This is a genomic window from Tolypothrix campylonemoides VB511288_2 (genome assembly GCF_045999855.1).
GTDB lineage: Bacteria > Cyanobacteriota > Cyanobacteriia > Cyanobacteriales > Nostocaceae > Scytonema > Scytonema bouteillei_A.
Map to the genome: position 1 here is coordinate 749,954 of NZ_JBFPMW010000003.1, position 20,073 is coordinate 770,026.

Annotated in this window: 16 protein-coding genes; 8 read left to right on the plus strand and 8 right to left on the minus strand. The window is 41.9% G+C overall.

Annotation, left to right across the window (positions count from 1 at the left end; all coding sequences use genetic code 11):
- Window positions 1–321 precede the first annotated feature (321 nt).
- Window positions 322–885 carry a Uma2 family endonuclease gene (locus tag AB0756_RS11755; RefSeq protein WP_038080595.1) on the plus strand — a complete coding sequence of 188 codons (564 nt, stop codon included), beginning with the start codon at window positions 322–324 and terminating at the stop codon, window positions 883–885.
- A gap of 157 nt (window positions 886–1,042) precedes the next feature.
- On the opposite strand, the gene AB0756_RS11760 is transcribed toward AB0756_RS11755, so the two are convergent.
- Window positions 1,043–1,546: a tetratricopeptide repeat protein gene (locus AB0756_RS11760; protein WP_137986069.1), complete on the minus strand. Its 504-nt coding sequence runs from the start codon at window positions 1,544–1,546 to the stop codon at window positions 1,043–1,045.
- 182 nt (window positions 1,547–1,728) lie between these two features.
- Here AB0756_RS11760 and pbpC point away from each other — a divergent pair, with 182 nt between their 5' ends.
- Together pbpC and AB0756_RS11770 are read left to right on the plus strand one after the other, a co-directional pair.
- The gene (gene pbpC / locus AB0756_RS11765; protein WP_038080594.1) at window positions 1,729–4,056 is read left to right on the plus strand and encodes a penicillin-binding protein 1C; all 2,328 of its coding nucleotides are present in this window, start codon (window positions 1,729–1,731) and stop codon (window positions 4,054–4,056) included.
- 147 nt (window positions 4,057–4,203) lie between these two features.
- Entirely contained in the window at window positions 4,204–4,755 is a 552-nt protein-coding gene (locus AB0756_RS11770; protein WP_038080593.1) for a hypothetical protein, read from the plus strand.
- A gap of 98 nt (window positions 4,756–4,853) precedes the next feature.
- On the opposite strand, the gene AB0756_RS11775 is transcribed toward AB0756_RS11770, so the two are convergent.
- Together AB0756_RS11775 and AB0756_RS11780 are read right to left on the minus strand one after the other, a co-directional pair.
- The gene (locus tag AB0756_RS11775; protein WP_237265803.1) at window positions 4,854–5,255 is read right to left on the minus strand and encodes a hypothetical protein; all 402 of its coding nucleotides are present in this window, start codon (window positions 5,253–5,255) and stop codon (window positions 4,854–4,856) included.
- Window positions 5,248–5,331: a pirin-like C-terminal cupin domain-containing protein gene (locus AB0756_RS11780; protein WP_072040698.1), complete on the minus strand. Its 84-nt coding sequence runs from the start codon at window positions 5,329–5,331 to the stop codon at window positions 5,248–5,250. The genes AB0756_RS11775 and AB0756_RS11780 overlap by 8 nt, the downstream gene beginning before the upstream one ends.
- Window positions 5,332–5,458: 127 nt before the next feature.
- Between AB0756_RS11780 and AB0756_RS11785 the strand changes: the two genes are divergently transcribed.
- The 3 genes from AB0756_RS11785 to AB0756_RS11795 all read left to right on the plus strand — a co-directional run bounded on the left by AB0756_RS11785 (window position 5,459) and on the right by AB0756_RS11795 (window position 7,238).
- The gene (locus AB0756_RS11785; RefSeq protein ID WP_038080646.1) at window positions 5,459–5,998 is read left to right on the plus strand and encodes a PadR family transcriptional regulator; all 540 of its coding nucleotides are present in this window, start codon (window positions 5,459–5,461) and stop codon (window positions 5,996–5,998) included.
- A 202-nt stretch (window positions 5,999–6,200) separates the two neighbouring features.
- The gene (locus tag AB0756_RS11790; RefSeq protein WP_038080592.1) at window positions 6,201–6,527 is read left to right on the plus strand and encodes an ArsR/SmtB family transcription factor; all 327 of its coding nucleotides are present in this window, start codon (window positions 6,201–6,203) and stop codon (window positions 6,525–6,527) included.
- 174 nt (window positions 6,528–6,701) lie between these two features.
- Window positions 6,702–7,238, plus strand: coding sequence for a hypothetical protein (locus tag AB0756_RS11795; protein ID WP_050045116.1), 537 nt, complete (start codon window positions 6,702–6,704; stop codon window positions 7,236–7,238).
- 68 nt (window positions 7,239–7,306) lie between these two features.
- Here the strand turns inward: AB0756_RS11795 and AB0756_RS11800 are convergent, their stop codons facing one another.
- Together AB0756_RS11800 and AB0756_RS11805 are read right to left on the minus strand one after the other, a co-directional pair.
- Window positions 7,307–11,407, minus strand: coding sequence for a PAS domain S-box protein (locus AB0756_RS11800; protein WP_167844597.1), 4,101 nt, complete (start codon window positions 11,405–11,407; stop codon window positions 7,307–7,309).
- An 89-nt stretch (window positions 11,408–11,496) separates the two neighbouring features.
- Entirely contained in the window at window positions 11,497–11,793 is a 297-nt protein-coding gene (locus tag AB0756_RS11805; RefSeq protein WP_038080591.1) for a hypothetical protein, read from the minus strand.
- Between the two features lie 126 nt (window positions 11,794–11,919).
- Between AB0756_RS11805 and AB0756_RS11810 the strand changes: the two genes are divergently transcribed.
- Window positions 11,920–12,198: a hypothetical protein gene (locus AB0756_RS11810; RefSeq protein ID WP_050045113.1), complete on the plus strand. Its 279-nt coding sequence runs from the start codon at window positions 11,920–11,922 to the stop codon at window positions 12,196–12,198.
- Here AB0756_RS11810 and AB0756_RS11815 read toward each other — a convergent pair.
- From AB0756_RS11815 to AB0756_RS11825, 3 genes are all read right to left on the minus strand, one after another.
- Window positions 12,184–14,301, minus strand: a complete 2,118-nt coding sequence (locus tag AB0756_RS11815; RefSeq protein ID WP_038080590.1) for a TonB-dependent receptor plug domain-containing protein — start codon at window positions 14,299–14,301, stop codon at window positions 12,184–12,186. The genes AB0756_RS11810 and AB0756_RS11815 overlap by 15 nt on opposite strands.
- Window positions 14,302–14,457: 156 nt before the next feature.
- The gene (locus tag AB0756_RS11820) at window positions 14,458–14,964 is read right to left on the minus strand and encodes a GNAT family N-acetyltransferase (RefSeq protein ID WP_038080588.1); all 507 of its coding nucleotides are present in this window, start codon (window positions 14,962–14,964) and stop codon (window positions 14,458–14,460) included.
- 96 nt (window positions 14,965–15,060) lie between these two features.
- Entirely contained in the window at window positions 15,061–16,245 is a 1,185-nt protein-coding gene (locus tag AB0756_RS11825) for an RpoD/SigA family RNA polymerase sigma factor (protein ID WP_038080586.1), read from the minus strand.
- Between the two features lie 1,004 nt (window positions 16,246–17,249).
- Here AB0756_RS11825 and priA point away from each other — a divergent pair.
- Window positions 17,250–20,000, plus strand: coding sequence for a primosomal protein N' (priA, locus tag AB0756_RS11830; protein ID WP_038080642.1), 2,751 nt, complete (start codon window positions 17,250–17,252; stop codon window positions 19,998–20,000).
- Window positions 20,001–20,073: the final 73 nt, after the last annotated feature.

Here is a 20,073-nt window from a genome sequence, read left to right on the forward strand (position 1 = left end):
TTAATAGCGCTCTCTCTCCTTACCTCCACGTACTCTGCGTCCTCTGCGTTCAATAAATTACTTTTGAACCGCAGAAGCGCTGAGAACGCAGAGAAAAAAGAGGATTCCTATAGATAGCTAATTCTCGCCACTGTTTCCAGAAAATCAATACAATTCTTAATCAATTCATGGACGGCAAAACTTTTACAGTAATTATTATCAATACTTTCTTCCGGATCTACGCGCAACATTTTAAGCGATCTCACACCAACTCGGTGGTTTAATTATCATAAGGACATCTGCTCTTGAACGCCCCCACTAACTATATATTAGGAGGCAATTATGTCCCAAACACCCTTAAAAATGACAGTAGAGGAGTATATAACCTACAATGATGGCACAGACAAGCGTTACGAACTTGATTCGGGGGTATTGGTCGAAATGCCTCCAGGGACTGGTAATCATGAAGCAATTATCACGTTCGTATTATTTCAGTTTATTTTAGAAAAACAACGACTGGGACTTACATTAGAACCGCGTTCCAATGGTGTCGAAGTTATGATAGGCACACAAATTAGGCGTCCTGATATATTGGTTATGACTCAACAACAAGCTATGTCTATTGAAAAGAAATTGGCGATTCTTAAAACTGCACCACCACTCATTGTTGAAGTCGTATCGCCCGAATCTGTTGACCGTGACTATAGTATCAAAACATTAGAGTACGCTGCCTTTGGTGTTAATGAATATTGGATTGTCGATCCGTTAGAAGATAAAGTAACAGTCTGTTTGCTAGCAGGTTCAGTTTATAAGCAAACAGTATTTAGTGGCAATCAAAGAATCGTATCGCAAACTTTTCCCCAAATTAACCTGACTGCTCAGCAATTACTGATGCCGAAACTTTAAGGCAAATCTAGGAGATTGTAGCTTTCTCTGCAAACAGAGTGCGATCGCAATCGTTGTACGGAGCGTCAGATTTTTTGATAGTGAAGCATTATCTTATTTTTCCTCTGCGTACTCTGCGCCTCTGTGGTTCAAAAAATCTTGAGTATGGCAAATCAATTTACCAGGTGCTAAGCCGTTTAATGAGATTTTGTGCTTGTTGATAGCCCTTTGCGTTTCCTTGCGATTGAAAGAACTTAGCTGCTAGTTGTAAGTCCTGAATTGTTCCGGGTCGATCGCCAATACTATAACGAGCACCGGCTCTGCGAAAGTAAGCGTCAGCAGAGCGGGGATTGAGTTGCAATGCGCGATCGAAGTTTAAGACTGCACCCAAATTGTCTCCTAGCTCGTGTAGAAGAAGACCTCTATAATAATAGGCGTTAGCATCATTAGGATTGAGGATGATTGCCCGATCGAAGTCCTCTACCGCTCCCTTATAGTCTTTACGCTGAAATCTTTCGCGTCCTCGGTAGAGAAAGTCCACTGAGCTTTTAGGGTTACTTTGTACGGTGGAAGTAGGAGTAGTTTGTGCATAAACAGATGGAGTCAGCCCACTGCTGAGTAGAGACAAACTCGCGATCGCGATCCCCATGCAGCTATTTTTGAGAAAGTCGTAGTAGCTCACTGCATTTCCTCTTTTGTTGCCCAATATTCACGACCTTAACACATCAGTACTCAGTCTGTTGGCGCAATTAAAGTTCAGCTACAAAGGACTTTTGAGCGTGACTATAATTGAGGAATCTCTTTCCTGATGTATTTGTCAATGCAACGCAAAACTTGAGATAGGTCTTTGCAAGGAATATACAGATGAAACTGGATTCGCGATCGCTTATCTATTTTAAAAAGAAACTGTGGTATTTGTTGAACCGCAGAACTTGCAAAGTTATCCTAGCGTTGCTGTTGATATGCTTGACAGTACGCGTACTGCCATATTTTGTACCCATTCGCCCTACAGATATTGCTCAACAACATCTAGCACTTGAATTTGTTGACCGCAATGGGCTACCTTTAGGAACATTGCTGACCCGCGATCGCGAGCATACATCTGTAGTGCCATTGAATCAAGTTTCTTCTCTTTTTATCCAAGCTATTTTAGCAGCAGAAGATGGAGACTTTTATCATCATGGAGCGTTGGATTTAAAAGCTGTAGCCCGCGCACTGAAAGATGCCATATCCACTAGAAAGATTGTTTCCGGTGCTTCTACAGTGACCATGCAGTTAGCACGAATGCTCAATCCTGTCCCTAGGACTTTATCAGGTAAAATTGAAGAAATCTGGCTTTCTTGGCGGTTAACAGCAGGAATGAGTAAAGACGAAATTCTTTCTGCATATATCAATCGTCTGCCAATGGGAGGGAATATTTATGGTGTAGAAGCAGCGGCTCGTACCTATTTTTCCATACCAGCGAGTGACATCAATCTTGCTCAAGCAAGTCTCCTTGCTGCTATTCCCAATAATCCCACTTACTTCGATCCACTTCAGCATTATCCACGTCTGAAACAGCGCCAGAAATACGTCCTCGATCGCATGGAACAGGACGGATATATCACTCCCTCACAAGCAAAACGAGCATATGCGGAAGACATTGTGTTTCAATCCCGTCAACGGGGAATTATTGCTGCACCGCACTTTTTGTTTTGGTTGTCCCGTCAGATCCGCCCAACCCCTTCCCACAAGGATAAGCCGGAGTGGAAATCGAACCCAATTCTAACGACTGTAGACCGTCCTTTACAGCAGTTTGTGGAAGCGCAGGTACAGCAGGTAATTGCTACCCTTGCTAATAACAACGTTCATCATGCAGCGGCTTTGGTCATTGACAACCGTACCGGAGAAGTTTTGGCTTATGTCGGTTCGCCTGACTACTTTAATGAAACAAAGCTAGGGCGCAATGATGGAGTACAAGCACTGCGCCAACCTGGTTCTACCCTCAAACCATTTCTCTACGAGTTGGCTTTGGAAAAAGGTGTCATCCGTCCCAATACAATCTTGGCAGATGTACCCGCTCACTACGCAATTCCCGGAGCAAAACTTTACAGCCCCACAGACTATAACAAAAGTTTTTTAGGACCGGTGCGGGTGCGTATTGCTTTGGCGAATTCTTTGAATATTCCAGCGATACGGGTTTTAGAAAAGGTGGGTGTGGCAACTTTTCTCGATCGCCTTCACCAATTGGGCTTTGAACACCTCACCCAGTCACCAGAGTACTATGGGTTGGGGTTAACTCTAGGTAGTGGTGAAGTGACTTTGTGGGAATTAGCCCGTGCTTACGTTACTATGGCAAGGAAAGGGGAAACCATGCAGTTACTGACTGAAGTTTCTCATTCCTCGAACCAAAATAAATCTACAATCAAAAATCCAACAACATGGCAACTTATAACTGATATGTTGAGCGATCGCCATGCGCGTGCGACTGCATTTGGTGTAGATTCAGTCCTGAATTTACCGTTTCCGACTGCTGTTAAAACTGGTACTTCCTCTAATTTTCGCGATACTTGGACGGTTGGATTTACGACTGACTACACTGTAGCGACGTGGGTAGGCAATTTTGATGGCGATCCCATGCGTCAGGTTTCTGGCGTGACTGGCGCAGCACCACTCTGGAACCGAATTATGTTACACCTACACGAGAAACGAGAGCCTGTAGGTTTTACTCCTCCAAAGGGTATGGTACAACTGCCTATTTGTGCTGTTTCTGGGTTAAAACCAACACCAGATTGTTCCTCAGTGGTACAGGAGTATTTTTATCCGGAAAACATCCAAGATTACCAGCGTCAAAACCAATTTCAATTATCCCACGAGTATGATAATTGGTTGGCAAAGCAAGAGCAATCTGGATTGAGTTCAAGCAAGCTTAAGATTGTCTCTCCTCATGAGGGGGATTTGTTCTTACTCCGTCCGGGTGATGAAATACAACAAAAACTGGAGTTCAAATTAGCAGGGACATCAAAAGCACCCGTAGAGTGGTGGTTGAATGGTGAAAAGCTAGCGACTGATTCGTCTGGTTCTATCTTTTGGAATATGCGTCCCGGTCGGTGGGTGTTGGAAGCAAGCAGTGGTGGAATGAGCGATCGCGTAACTTTTCAAGTAGAGTTTGCGACTCTTAAGCCTACACGTCGCGGGTTTTCTGTAAAATAAATCCGATTTTGACAGCTTGAAACCCCATCTGTTCAAATTTTTGTAAGCTAATATTTATCTAATAGCTTGCAAAAGGAGGCTGTCTTCTTCTATCTAAATCACTTTGATATTCATCTCTTGATAAAGGAACTCTCGACAGTCGGGGCGATGTCTGTACCCATGCTCGACGAAACAACCCGATTGGCTCTTTTCAAAGAAGCTCAAAGCTACATTTACACGCAAAAAACTGAGGTTGTGGGAACGGGTTCTCGCATTGTTAGACAGCAATACAGTTCATTTGATGCGTTTCCATCTTCATCATTGTATTTGAAATTAAAAGAAGCATTTCAATCCCTCCTGGTAGAACAGTTCAGCACTGTTGTTCCCTATCCTTTCACGACCCCTTTAGAATTTCATAAAATGGTGCTGCAAAAGTACGAGCCAGGGGAGTTGGGTATCACGCCGCATCGGGACAGATTAAGCACAATTAACCTAGTTTGCATTTTTAATATAGCAGGAGCTGGAGAATTTAGCTTGTGTGCAGATCGCTCTGGTAAAAATTCAATGGAAATTGACAGCACGCCCGGTCATGTTATTTTCTTAAGAGCACCAGGGTTTTTCAACTCCCTTGAGCGACCTTTTCACTCCATAACGAACATCCAAACAACCCGGTATAGTTTTGGTTTGAGACAAAAGGCTGTAGCAAACTTATCTTGGTAAACCATATACCTTACAGTTTGAATTGTGGGTAATTAAAGGGGGCGAATCCCCCTTTAATTTAAGACCCTTAAATCTCTGATTTAAGGGTCTTAAACCCATTATTTCTGAGCAAGAATTTGTGTTATCTCTGCATGTGCTAGTGCAACATCAGGTTCGCTTTGGAGAGAGTCGTAGTACTTTTTCTCAAAGGTATTGCCATCCTCAGCAGGTGTCAGCAGCTGGCGAGCACTATCCAGCAAACTTTGAGCATCTTCCAAGGTAATTGGTTCATCTGCATTTAAGGCTTCATCGATTTCTACTACTAACATAGAAATGTTACGCAACCAAGCAAATTGCTCGTTAGAAATTAGGAGTTGTAGCAGTTCTCCTCTAGACACCCGTCCGCGAACTTGCTCGTAAGTCGTGCGTTCTGCATCAAGCAAGATTTTGTGTAAGTCGAGCAGTTTGCCACGCAGAAGGGACAAACGTTGAAGTGTTGGTTGTAAAAGGTTGTCAGACATTAATAGTACCCATCCTTCCGTTACGATAATCTGCAAATGCTCTCTTGATTTCAGCTTCGGTGTTCGTGACAAACAGCCCGTGCGAACAACTAGTTCATTTTTAGAGTGATATACTTTATATATGATTAATCTTATATTAGCGCAAACATATATATTAAATGACAGTGTCATTAAGCGAACATTATTTTTCGGAAAACCGTATTATGTCTCTGGCATATGCAATTATGGGTCTGCTTCAGCAAGAAGAAATGACTGGCTACGACCTCAAAACAAGCTGCTTCGATCGCACTATTGCCCATTTATGGCCAGCCGACCAAGCACAGATTTACAGAACTTTGGAGAAACTGGAACAACGGGGTTGGATTAACTGTACAGTTGAGATTCAACGCGATCGCCCGAATCGTAAAGTTTACCGTTTGACGGAAGCAGGACAAGCAGAATTAACACGATGGCTTCAAGAAGCTCAACTTCTACCTACTGTGCGAGATCCTTTACTCATTCAGATGTATTTTGCCGCTCAGTTATCAAATGAAGCCATTATTAAACTGTTAGAGCAACAACGAGCAGTGCGGTGTGAAAAACTAGATGAATGTAAAGCACTCGAGCTACCACCGATTGAGGATTTTGCTAACCATCGCGAACGGATTATGCAAAGGTTAGTACTGGAACTCGTGCTAAGACAAGAGCAGACCTATATTGATTGGTTGGATATGGCAATTAAAACCATCAATCAAGTCGTTTGAAAATACGCCCTAGCCCTTTCAAGGCGGTTATTTTTCTATTAATAAGGAATATTTAAGTACATAAATACTGCCTCACCTACAGCATCAAAACTCCACTCGTAGGCATGAATCTCAAACTGTAAGTAAGATCGCAATAATTAAGCAGAAGCGATCGCTAGTTCTAGTTCAAAATAGAAATAGATATCTCTATCAAAATAAATTGATGCAAAGCTCCTCAGTTGCTACTTCAGATGTTGTTGTTGCGGGTTTCCATGCTCTCTCCGATCCTATACGGATTAATGTAGTGGAACTCTTGCGAGATAAAGAACTTTGTGTGTGTGACTTATGCGATACCTTGGGAGTTACCCAGTCAAAACTGTCTTTCCATCTTAAAAATCTTAGGGAAGCAGGTTTGGTTCGAGCACGTCAAGAAGGACGTTGGATTTACTACAGCCTGAATTTACCTCAATTTGTTGTTTTAGAGCAGTATCTTGCAGAGTTTCGCCGCTACAGTCAAATATTACCAGCTCGAGTATGTAAAGATTCTTAACAGCCTTCGGCGATCGGTCAACCGTGATTGGTTACCCGGTCAACGATCGAGTTCTTTTCGGAAAATATGCTGTTTGGGTGTGTAGTCATGTATTAACTCATCCAAACTACTCTGTCTTTACTTGTGCTCAAACAAGACAGGTAAAAAGAATTTGCATATTTTAAAAATTTGTTTATGAATATAAAAAGTACCAAAATCTACCCTAAAAGATTGCTTTTTTGTTTGGCTGCGGCGTGTGGTGTAATAGGTGCTGCAATCCCTACTAGTGTGTCATCTCAAACGACTCCAAGGGAATCTCCCATATCCTTTAGAGTCACTGCTTATCAAGGGACTTATTTAAAAAAACAAAGAAATTGGTACAGACAATCTCCTGAAATTTACGACTCCCAAAGAGCAAAGTGCCACGCTAGCTACAACGAGAGACTGGTTGCTTTGTCTTATAGAGAACCTGATAATTTAACTCCCGTTCAAATCACGAATGGAAACTCACCCTACTTGGGTAATATTGAACGACCTGAAGATTACTGGGAAGTGACTCTTCAAGAACCGCCTGTTAAGTGTCGCAATCGCCAAAATGAAGGCAGACAAGAAACTTGGTACATATACAAGCAACACGTAAATTTAGGCTTAGGAACGCAATTTCGTCAAACCTCTTCCTTTGTTATGCCAAGAATACCCATAAGGTTGAGAATCAGAAGTAGGGGGAGGTAGCAGTAAGTTTTATGAATCATAAGGGGCTGCACGATCCCCGACTTCTTTAATAAGTCGGGATCGCGACCTTAATCTTTGGCGTCACTGACTTCAAGTAAATTAAGAATTTCATCAAAGCAAAAGTGACGCAATAACTCTGTAAGAATCCCTGCTATTTCTGAATGAGTCTCAGGAATTTCTTCTAGAAGTTGAGCAATTCGATTTCCATCAACTTCGATCGCAGCTTGATGTAATTGTAAGGTCCATTCAGAAGGCATTATTTTATTTAAATCTGAAACTTTAAGACTTTGTTCTGCTTTTCTATTTCCCTTTGCCTGTATCGTGACTTTTTCTGGCTCCTTGGCATAAAGATAGCGAACACCTAAATATTGAGCCATTTTTTCAAAAATAACCTGTTCTCGAAATGGCTTGCGAACTAAATCATCGCAGCCTACAGCCAAGATATTTGCTTGTTGTTCTTCAAAAGCACTTGCGGTAAGAGCAATGATGGTGGTTTGAGATCGGGGATTGAGAGTCAGTGATTGGGAATTGAAAGTTGTTAGCCCCCGTTGCTGTGTTTCCCATTGCTGTTCTCTGCGCCGAATCTCCGCAGTTGCTTCATAGCCGTTCATGACAGGCATTCGCATATCCATCCAAATGAGATGTGGCTGCCAAGTTTCCCATAAAGCGATCGCTTCTTGTCCGTTAGTAGCACATTGAACATCAAACCCTACAAGACTGAGAAGTTGGGCGATCAGATCCCGATTTTCACGACGGTCATCAACAACTAAAATACGATATTTTGGTTGATTGGGTGCTAGTTGGAGAACGCGCCCGCGAGTTGATAGTGTTGTAACTTCTTGTGGCTCTGCTAATGTCAATTGTATCTTAAATCGAAAAATTGCTCCTTGCCCTGGGGTACTTTCGGCGTAAATATCTCCCCCCATCAACCGTGCAAACTCGCGACTAATTGTCAGCCCCAGCCCAGTTCCTTCTTTTGCTTGAGTCCCGCTTGTTGTTTGGACAAAAGGTTGAAAGAGATGTTCCATTTCTTCGGGTGCAATTCCCCGCCCGGTATCTTCTATTTCAAAAGCGATTGAATATTGGCGATTGAGCATTGGGGATCGAGCATTATTTCTTAGTATGTCCCCCTTATCTCCCTTGTCTCCAGCCCTCATGCCCCAGTCCCCAATCCCCAACTTCACACGCAGTGTCACTTCTCCTGTATGGGTAAATTTAACAGCATTACCGAGTAAGTTAATAAGAACTTGGCGGAGTTTGCCTTGATCCGTATATACGTATTGAGGAACATCGGAAGCGATTTCAAACTTAAGGAGTAACTGCTTTGCTTGTGTTCGCAGTAGAAACATTTCATGTAGTGTTTGTAATAAGTGATGTAGGTCGAAGGGTTCGGGATGAAGAACGCTGTGTCCGGCTTCAATTTTAGACATCTCCAACACATCATTTATCAGGTTAAGCAGATGCTCGCCACTGCAATTGATAGTAGCTAAAGATTCCCGTTGCTTGGTTGTTAAAGCAGTATCTCGCTCCATTAATTGGGCAAAACCAAGAATGGCATTTAGAGGCGTGCGAAGTTCGTGGCTCATATTTGCTAAAAAAGCACTTTTGGCTCGGTTAGCAGCTTCAGCCGCTTCTTTAGCAACTCTCAGGGCTTCTTCTACTTGATGTCTTGCTTTACCAATTGCAATCAGTTCACCTGCTAGTTTTAGTAAGTTAATATCTTCTTTGCTCCAGTTTTTAGAATAGTTAACAACATCAGCCCCTAGAAACCCAACGACAGAACCCTTGTGAGTCATCGGTACTGCAATAACAGACTGAATTGAGTGACTTTCAAATAGTGCTCTTTCCGTTGAGTTCTTTGGCAGTTCGGTAACGCAATTGACTACGAAAGCTTTGTTATGTAAAATTTCAGACAATAAAGAAAAACGTTCCACAGCCCCGCCTTGTCCGCTGAGGGACAATGGTTGAATGCAGGGTAGAGACCATTCATAAATTAACCCTACTTGGCTTTGGTTTTCTGTATACTCAAAAATACACGCTCGTTCTGCACCAATAAATTGGGCGATGGCTTTTAGGGTAAAAGTAATAGCCGTGTTGAACTCCCGGTCAATGAATTGCCGGGATATACTACTGAGTAGACTTTCTGCTCGCACCCGAGTTTGCAGGGCTTCATCAGCTTTTTTGCGCTCTAGTTCTGCATGCTGGCGTTCTTCTTCAAGGCGCTTGCGATCGCTAATATCAGCAATCATAAATTCCAAGCAGGAATCCTCAGCGTTGATCCTAGCAGACATTAAACCCCAAGCGATCGATCCATCCTGACGGCGCAATTGAATTTCAAGGTTGCGAACTTCACCATGCTGTTGCAGTTGGTTTAATATCCAAGGACGGATCTCTGAATCAACGTGAAAATCAGGAGCATAACGTTTACCGATGAGGTCTGTCACGCTACTGTATCCGATAATTTCCGCGCAAGGTTGATTGATATCCAAAAACAGCCCATCCTGAAGACGGGAACGACCAATTCCTACTAAAGAGTTTTCAAAGATCCGGCGGTATTTCAATTCACTGCGGCGTAGTGCTTCTTCTGTTTGTTTGCGTTTTGTAGCATCTGTTCCTACTGAGAGAATTTCTACTAATTGACCACGCTCATCTAATATGGGTTTATTTGCCCAAACAATCCAAACCCGATTTCCATTTTTACAAATATTTTCATTTTCGTTAAAAATATAGTTTTCTGGATGGTGGCAAATATCATCCATTAAATCCTGTAAATCGCGCCCGGATGTTTCCGTTTCGGGAACAATTGTTCCTACAACATTTCGTCCTTTAATCTCGTCAATATTAAAGCCAAAAAACCTCAGACCGTATTCATTTAAAAATTTAATGTTTCCCTTTCTATCCCAACGTAAAATAATACTGTTGGCTGTTTCTACGATAGTACGAAATTTTGATTCGCTCTGCTGCAAAGCTTTCTCTGCTTTGGTACATTCAGTAATGTCTCGGAAATACCAAATTCTGCCGTAATACTCTCCTTGAGGCGATCGCACAGCCGTACTGTATCTATCTAAAGTTCGTCCATCTTTGAGCGTCAGTTCATCATGACAAGTCTCTTCGGGATGATTGTAGAGGTACTCTACTCTATTAACGAACTCCTGGGGTTGTTCTAGCTTATCTAGCAATAGTTCCAACAGTTTTTGGGAATCGCTAGACTGGAGTATTGCTTCTGGAATTTGCCATATTTGGCAGTAGCGCTGATTGTATAGTGCTACTTTTCGATTTTCATCAATGACCAAAATTCCGTCCATACCTGCTTCTGTAGACGCTTGCAGTAAAGCGCGATCGCGAAGTAGGGCTTGCTCTGCTTTGATGCGTTCGGTTACATCTCGAAAACTCCAAACACGCCCAATAATCTGATTGCCTTGCCACTGGGGTTGGGAGTAACGCTCGACGACCCGACCATCCTTTAATTCTACGATATCTAGGACTGATGTTTCTGGATGGTTCACACACAGTTCCCGAATTTTGCCAAGAAATGCTTCCGGATCTTTTGCTTGCTCGGCTATAAACCGCACTCGTTCTTGTCCGCGTCCGGGTAACATGAGATACTCTGGTAATGACCACATCTGCATAATCTTTTGGTTGTACACCGGAGTATTTCCCTCTAAATCTACAAGCACAATTCCATCTGCTGTAGAATCTAGGGTTGCTCTTAACTGTGATAGGGATTCCTCGCGTTCCCGCATGACTTGTCTGTGTTCTGCTTCTAAATGCTTTTGCTGTGTTACATCTCGAATAGTCAGTATGGCAATTTTGTCTTCTTCTGCAAGATTCAAGCAATGACCAAAGAATTGCAGCACTTTTACACATTCGCCCCGGTCAAGCTCGTATTCTGTTGGTTCGTAATTTCCGGCGAAAATTCCAGCACAAGGATAAAATTCCCAACCAATTTCTTGCCCTGCTTGCTTCAAAAGTAACAAGTCATTTAAGGGCTGATTTAAAATACTTTTATGCGGTTGTTTTACCAAGCGCTCAAAGCTAGAGTTACACCATTGGACGTGTCCATTTTGCCCTACCCATACTATGGCATCAGCGATCGCATCTAGTGTCACTTGCATTTTTGTTAGGGTAGTTTGCAGTTCGCGAACCTGCTGGGCTAAATTGACACTCATTTTTTTTTGGTAATCTGAAATTTGGTCTCTTGTATTGAGATTTTAACTTCATTTTTCCTTTAAAGTGCTCTTTGCCATCTTCCCAAACTTTATTCCCAAGTAGATATAGGACGCAGCACCTCAGGAATTTCCCCTTGAGACAAGGGAAATTCCAGAACTGTTTCGCTCAAACCTAAATACCTGGATTCAGCAAAAGATAAGAGCATTCGCGTGAGTGCAAACCAAACCTCTGACTCGTATTCCCAATCTTTATAACGCGAAGCTTTACCAGCAATAGAACGCAATGCCCAAAAATAGCTATTCCTAACAACAGACCCGCCCTTCTTATACTCTGGCACGTCTTCATGGTGAAGAAAAAGAACTTCGTTGTCAATTTTGGCTCTCATAAGAAAGATTATAATTTACCGAAAGTAGTAAGATGAGTCAAATGTTTTTGTACCTTAAAGCGGGTGGCGGTCTTTCCTGTTAATCGAGTAACCTCAAAGTTGTTACTCATTTGCTATTTCTGATTCATGCATCGAGTATTATCTATCTCAGTTGAAGAGAAAGAACGATTATTTCACACAGAGCTTGTCAAACACGGAGTGAGTTACTCTCATGCTGCACGAGTTGCTAAGATTTTAGCATCCGAAACACCGGATGAGGTTTTAACTGCTGAAGATGTACAACTGACTACAGAAGCTTGCAAAATTTGGTTAAAGCAGCACAAGCGATTGACATCACTTTTAAATATGTCATCAGGACTGGGAACTAAATACCCAGTTTCTAAAATTCAATTAAATATTAGATGACAAACCCATACGGAAGGTAAAACCAGGACTATAAGTACGATTTACGCGCTCGTATTTTTCATCAAATAAATTTTCTAAATAAACAGTTAATCCCAAAGTTCTCGTAATCGGAATGCGAGCGCTAAAATCTAAATTAAAGAAAGATGGACTGAAATCTGTAATTTTATCTCCCGGTCTTGTAAAGAATGCTCGACGCGCACCACTGTAGTAAGTGGCGTACAAATTTGCTTGCCAACCTTTACTTTCGTAACCGAGACCAAAAGACGCTACAGAGTAAGGGAGCATACCTAATTGCAATCCTCTTTCCGTTCCTGTTTTGATTTGTGCATCTGTGTACGTGTAATTGAGAAATGTTGACCAACCAGAACCAACTTTCCACTTCAGGGCTGCTTCTAAACCATTCGTGTCCACTAAACCAATATTTGCCCATCTTCCTTGTATAACTCCCAATCGATTATCTAGACTACTTCCAAAGTAAGTAAATTGACCTGTCAAACTCTCAGAGAATCTCACATCTACTCCCGCAGTCCAAGAAGAACCAGTTTCTGGTTCTAGATTGGGATTGGGTGACCAACCATGCACTGTATCATAGACATACAACTGGTCTAGTCCGGGATTGCGCTGTCCTCCAGCCCAACTTCCTCGAAAAGAAAGGATTGAATTAATATCGTATTTTAATCCCACACTAGGATTGAGATAGTTTCCAAATTGACTGTCAAAACTTTGTCTCAGCCCTACATCTAATAAAAAATTGTCGCTGATATTCCAAGTCGTAACGGCGAAAAGTGCTGCGTTTAATAAACTTCTATTCTGAGTTTCATTCAAAGCAACCCGATCGGGAACTGTACTTAATATATCTCCAGTCAACCAAGTATTTTTCAAATCCAAGCCCCATCGCAGTTTATTATTTGCTGTTATCCGCCAATCATGATCGACTCTAGCGGAAAGAAGTTGAGTATCTAACGTTCCAGTACGATAAAACTGGTTGCTAGGACCGTAAGTGTTGAAGTAATCTTGGTTGTAGCCTATTGAGGTTGTCAAAATAGAGCTATTATCATTACTCAGTTGGCTTCTCCAAGATAAACCAATGTTTAACCCATCATGGTCTAAGCGATCGCGCTGTAAAGGAAATCCAAAGTAAATCAATCCCCTACGACTGCTTAATTTAGTCACATCTAAACTAACAGTGTTCTTTTTATTTACATCTAAAGCAAGACTTCCAAAGTAAGTACTTGTTGATGTATCTGCGTTAAATAAGTATCCTTGACTGTCGCGATTTGCTGCACCGACGGGAACGCGATAACGATTATCAACAAAAAACCTTTCAAAGCTAAAGTTGTATCTTAAAGAATTAATTGAAGCTGCATAACTAAATTGTTGGTTATTGAGATTTAAAGAACCAAATTCTGCAGCTGCATTCAATCGAGGAACAATATCGCCTTGTTTGGTAATGATATTAACCACCCCTCCAAAGGCTGAGGAACCATATAAGGTAGAAGCTGCACCGCTGTATAATTCTACGCGTTCGATAGATTCAACAGGGATACTATTGAGATCTGTTGTTCCGTGATAGGTATTGACATTATTATTAATAGGTCTGCCATTAATTAAGAAGACAGATTGATTGATGGAAGCGCCTCGGTAGTAAGTACCAGTATGGATATCAGCACCATAACCCGCATCATTGATAGCAAACCCCGGTAATTTTTTTAAAACATCCGCAACACTGGTTGCACCTTGTTTTTGAATCTCCTCTTTTGGAATGACATATGTTGGAGTCGATTGAGGGAGACTGTCTTCTTTTCCCGTCACATCTATAATGATGTCGGCTTCATCATTATTATTGCTAGGTTCTGACTCTTCTTCTGTAGGAGAGTTGCGATCGTCAGTTGTTTGAGGAGTTTTGGTTGGAGTTGTTGGTGTTTGAGTTATGAGTAATTTTGCACTAGTTAATGGGTGTTCTATCTCGTTTAAATATGGGATATCTGAGGTTTTATATACAACTGTCTGTTGTTTAGACAACTTAAGATCTTCCGCAACGCTAACAGAAGCCAAAGCCAGATTAGCTAATATCACTTGGAAAACTAGAACACCCAATTTCATTGTTTGCCTCACCACACCAAATTATCAATTCATGCTCTTGACAATTACAGCTATGAATGTATAAAGAACAATCACTTTTGTCAGAGCATATGTATCCTTACGGATGGTAAGAGCTATTGTCAAAAGACAAGCTGTCAAACTAGAAGGGTTTATACTCTATTTACCACCTAAGCGAGTCAACTCTTCTCCCGTGACACGGCAAATTCGCCAATCATCCAAAATGCTGGCTCCCATACGGCGATAGAATGCAATAGCTGGCTCATTCCAATCTAAAACGCTCCATTCCAATCGTCCACAACCTCTTTCTACAGCTATCTGAGCAACTTTTGTCAGCAAAGATTTTCCTACACCCTGTCCTCTGTACTCCGGTAGAACGAACAAATCTTCCAGATATATTCCTGGCTTTGTTAAAAATGTTGAATAATTATAAAAGAATAGGGCAAACCCTACAGTTTGCCCCGCATATTCTGCTACTATTGCCTCTACGTATTTTGGCGTTCCAAACAGGTGTTCTTTTAATAAGGAAGCATTGCCTGTGACAGCGTGAGATAGCTTTTCGTATTCTGCTAGCGCTTTAACTAATTCAAACAGTGCATCGCAATCCGTTGGTTCAGCAAAACGTAAGACCAGTTTGGTATTTGCGCTCATTTGTTGGTTATCCATAGTCAGTTATCCACAGTCAATAGTCTACAGTCAATAGCCATTAGTCAATATTTGCTTTTGACTTTTGACTTTTGACTTCTGACTTCTGACTTCTGACTAGACTAACCACCCTTTCAAACGTTTAGCGATATGAGGACGGCGCAACTTCCGCATGGCTTTACTTTGGATTTGTCGAACTCTTTCACGGGAGAGGTTAAACATATTCCCTACTTCTTCCAAAGTGCAGGGTTCGCTAGTGACTAACCCATAACGCAAAGAAATAACGTCTTTTTCTCTTGGAGTCAGCACATCACCCAAAACTTCCCAGATTTCTTGGCGCATCATACTCTCATTCATTTTTGCTTCTGGAGATTGGTTGTCTTCATCTTCCAGTAAATCCATAAGTTCCGTGTCTTCTTCTTTACCAACACGGTGATTGAGAGAAAGGGCTTGACGTCGTAATTGTTGAAGCTGGCGTAGTTGTGGTGCGGGAATTTCTAAAGCTTCCGCCATCTCCAACTCTGTAGGATTGCGACCAAGTTTTTGCTTGAGTTCTCTTTGTGCTTTTTTGAGTTTATTAAGTTTTTCAACAATATGAATGGGTAAGCGGATTGTTCGCGCATCGTTGGCAATAGCCCGTGTAATGGCTTGTCTGATCCACCAGTAGGCGTAGGTAGAGAACTTATACCCTTTATCGGGATCAAATTTTTCTGTTGCACGATTTAATCCCATTGCACCTTCTTGGATGAGATCCAGGAAAGGAACTCCGCGATTTAAGTAGCGTTTGGCGATGGAAACAACTAATCTTAGGTTTGAGCGAATCATTTTGCGTTTCGCGACCCGACCTTGGTATAAGCGATTTTCTAGTTGTTTTTCTGTCATCCCTAATTGGGCTGCGACTAATGACTTACCCGGTTGATATCCCAGTTTTTTATGTAAAGAAGCTTGTAAATCTCTAAATTCTTCTAAAAATCTAACTCGACGCGCTAATTCCACCTCTTCATCTGCTTTAAGCAGTGGGTAACGCGCCATTTCTTTAAAAAATGCACCTACAGCATCATCATACTCGGTTTTATTATACCCCGAAGGACGTGCTGCTGCCATGCCGTCTCCGTCTCGGTCTTCGGTTTCTAAATTGTCTGCGATTCCGGATGCTTCTATTGCTGCATCTATTGCGGCGTCTACTACTGCATCTAAATTGAAAGCTAATTCTTCATTATCAGTAGCAGTTTCCAATTCGATAGTGCCTAAGTCAGCAATATTCATGGTTTCTATTAGGGTTTGTTGCTCTGTTTGGTACATAGGTACATAATTAATGTGATAGTGACAGATGCTTAGGAATGCTTGTTCTCTTTTTTCAGTGAGATACGCACTTAGGGGTGAGTTTTAAGTGCAAAATATAAAGCTTTACCAGTATCTATATGGTTGGTAAAAGTTGAGTATCTGCTTGTCATTACCAAAAGTTCCCTCTTTAGTTAAATTGTTTAAGCTAACAACTCTAGCGAGGGTGTCACAGGTAGGGAATAAGGTTGAAGTATGAAGAATTTATAGGGAACACTAGCATACAAACTGTTTTTTTAATTGACAGCACTTATTTCATACTTCATCTTTAACACTTAAACCATAGAGTTGTCTTCATCTTTTGGTTACAACTAGATACTTTCTTAAACTTATTTCGCTATTACGCTTTATAGATATTCCGTCAGACCACTGACATATATCTTTCTCATTTTTTCTTAAAAAGAAGCTATTTCAAACCCCCTCTCAATTAAATTTTTTTTATTTTTACATAATTTATCTTTTTACCGAGCGATCCTTAAATCTTCATATGATTTTCTAAAAAAATTGACTTTTTCTGCTTGGGTAACCACCATAAGATATCTAAGCTTTTTTGTGCAGGATCTTGCATTGCTGTTAGCTTCCCCCTGGTGGCACCACATTGAGCGGTAAAAACTTTAGCAATGACATCTCTGATAAAGGATCTCACAGACTTCAAGGGTTGAATATCTATCATTAGGCGGAAAAGGCTTCTTTTCCATTTAGTATCCGGAGAAAATTAAGCGAAAAAAGTGGAGATTGCCTATTTTGATCCGAACTGGCATCCGTTTATTTACCGCTATCTAAAGTAGAGATAAATTTATCTACCGGATTACATAAGAGGAAACTTATCAAGTATTATGTCTTAGGACAGTATTGCCAATTACATTTTTGATGAAAGGGTTGCAAACAGTTAGAGTCAGTTGGCAAGGTTAAGATAAACAAAACAGATGGACGAATATTATTTAGACTCCTCCCAAGCAAAGATTATGTATGTGAATGATGTTAGTTTGCTCCCTATGACGGTTGCTGAACCAGGCAAATCCTATAATACACAAATCAATAGGGATCGCTGGATAGACGTGTTGGTAGATAGTCCATCTGGTTCGGAGCTTTACGTTTATAGAGCGCCAGAACAATTGGCAATAAAACCTGGGGACATTTTAAGCGTGCCATTTGGGTCTCAATTGATAGGGGGAGTTGCCATTCGTTTTCTAACACAACCTCCAGCGGATATACCACTGGAAAAAATTCGTGATGTGGAAGAAGTGGTCAGTGCGGGCTTTTTTCCATTGGCATACACAGAACTGGTAAATCGAGTTGCATCTTACTATTGTACGCGCTTGATTGAAGTGGTTCGCATGACTCTACCTCCAGGCTTGTTGGGACGATCGCAGCGACGTATTCGTTTAACTGTTGCAGGCGCAGCAGTTTCTACCGAAACAAACACTGTGGTAGAGAAATACCCGATAGATGTTTCCCGTCCAATTCTGAGTTTTACCAATGTACAAAAGTCTCATTCTTTCCCAAGCCATTTTTATTTATTAAAGGTTATTGAGAATAAGCACTTGCTGACATTATTAATATTTCAACAGTCAGTTGGTAATATCAGTAATAAAACTGCAAATAAAATATTGCAACTTCTTCAAGAACAGATAAATGGAGACTATAGCTTTGTATATCTTCAGCGTCAAGTTCCAAGCGCTCACAAAGCAGTCAAAGAATTGTTACGACGAGGTTTGGTAGAAAGTTATTTAGAACCTCCACAATTAGCTCGGCCCAAATACGAAAAAGCAGTCACCCTAGTGGGAAATGTGTTTGACCGAGATTTAACCTCTCGCCAGCGAGAAGTGCTAGAAGTCTTAAGAAGACGAGGGGGCGAGTTATGGCAAAATGAATTATTGCAAATTAGTAACACAAGCTCTACAATCCTTAAAAATTTAGAACAAAAAGGTTATGTTGTCATCCAAGAAAGGGAGGTATTGCGAACAGAAAGTTCTTCTCCTGTTGGAGGGATGCGAGGAACAGAACAAACAAAGATATTAACACCCGATCAGTCAAAAGTGTTAGATGCGATCGCTCGTTTGAACGGATATGCTAAAGTACTCTTACACGGAGTTACAGGTTCCGGAAAAACAGAGATTTATTTGCAGGCGATCGCTCCAGTGTTAGCTCAAGGAAAATCAGCCCTCGTTCTAGTCCCGGAAATCGGACTCACGCCGCAGTTAACGGATCGTTTTCGCGCTCGTTTTAGTGTAGGAGTCAACGGAACCTCACCCGTACTTGTTTACCATAGCGCCCTTTCTGCAGGAGAAAGATATGATACCTGGCGGCTCATGCTAGCAGGAGAACCCCAGATCGTCATAGGTACGAGAAGCGCCGTATTCGCCCCATTACCAAACTTAGGCATAATTATCCTCGATGAAGAACACGATAGCAGTTTCAAGCAAGATTCTCCCGCCCCAACCTACCACGCCCGTACCGTCGCTCAGTGGAGAGCAGAATTAGAAAATTGTCCTCTCATTCTTGGTTCCGCAACACCTTCTTTAGAGACTTGGGTAGATGTTAGAGACAAGGGAGACAAGGGAGACAAGGGAGAATTATCCCTCCCTCACTCCCTCACTCCCTCACTCCCTCACTCCCTACTCCCTACCCACTACCTCTCTCTCCCCCAACGCATCAACGCCCGCCCTTTACCACCCGTAGAAATTGTGGATATGCGGCGAGAATTGCAAGAGGGAAATCGTTCCATATTTAGTCGTTCCCTGCAAAAAGCACTACAGCAACTCAAAGAACGCAACCAACAAGGAATTTTATTTATTCACCGACGGGGACACAGTACTTTTGTGTCTTGTCGGAGTTGTGGGTTTGTTATAGAATGTCCTCACTGTGATGTATCACTGGCATATCACTACACGGAAGAAGCAACGCCAGTCTTGCGGTGTCATTATTGTAATTACACGCGATCGCATCCCCGAAGTTGTCCGGAATGCAGTTCTCCCTATTTGAAATTTTTTGGGAGTGGAACCCAAAAAGTTGAGGAAGAATTAGCCAAACAATTTCCCGACTTGCGCTGCATCCGCTTTGACAGCGACACGACAAGAAACAAAGGCGCACACCGCAACCTCATTACCCAATTTGCTAATGGAGAAGCCGATCTGTTGGTGGGTACGCAAATGCTAACCAAAGGTTTAGATTTGCCACAAGTGACACTTGTGGGAGTTGTTTCTGCAGATGGGTTGCTACATTTATCAGACTATCGTGCTAGCGAAAGAGCATTTCAAACACTGACTCAGGTTGCAGGGCGTGCTGGTCGGGGAGAAGAACCGGGAAGAGTTATAGTCCAAACATATACTCCAGAACATCCCGCGATCGAGGCGGTAAAAAATCACGATTACCATTCCTTTGTAAATGAAGAACTAGAACAACGGCAAGCACTCAATTACCCACCCTATGGGAGGTTAATTTTATTACGCTTGAGCAGTACCGACCCAATTCAAGTTGAGAATACAGCAAAAGTCGTAGCAGCAATTTTACCGCCACAAGAAGGGTTAGAAATTTTAGGACCCGTACCGGCGAGTATTTTACGAGTAGCCAATCGCTACCGCTGGCAAATTTTGCTAAAGCTCGCTCCCGAAACACCGCCCTATCTGCCAGACTGGGAGGAGATAGATAAACTTTGCCGCCAAAAGTCAGTGAGTTTCACAATTGATGTCGATCCCCTAAATATGATGGGATAGCAGTGACCGGTGAGAAGTCACCAGTCGGCGATCGCGCGATCGCTGACTGGTAACCAAGATCCAGACCATCTCG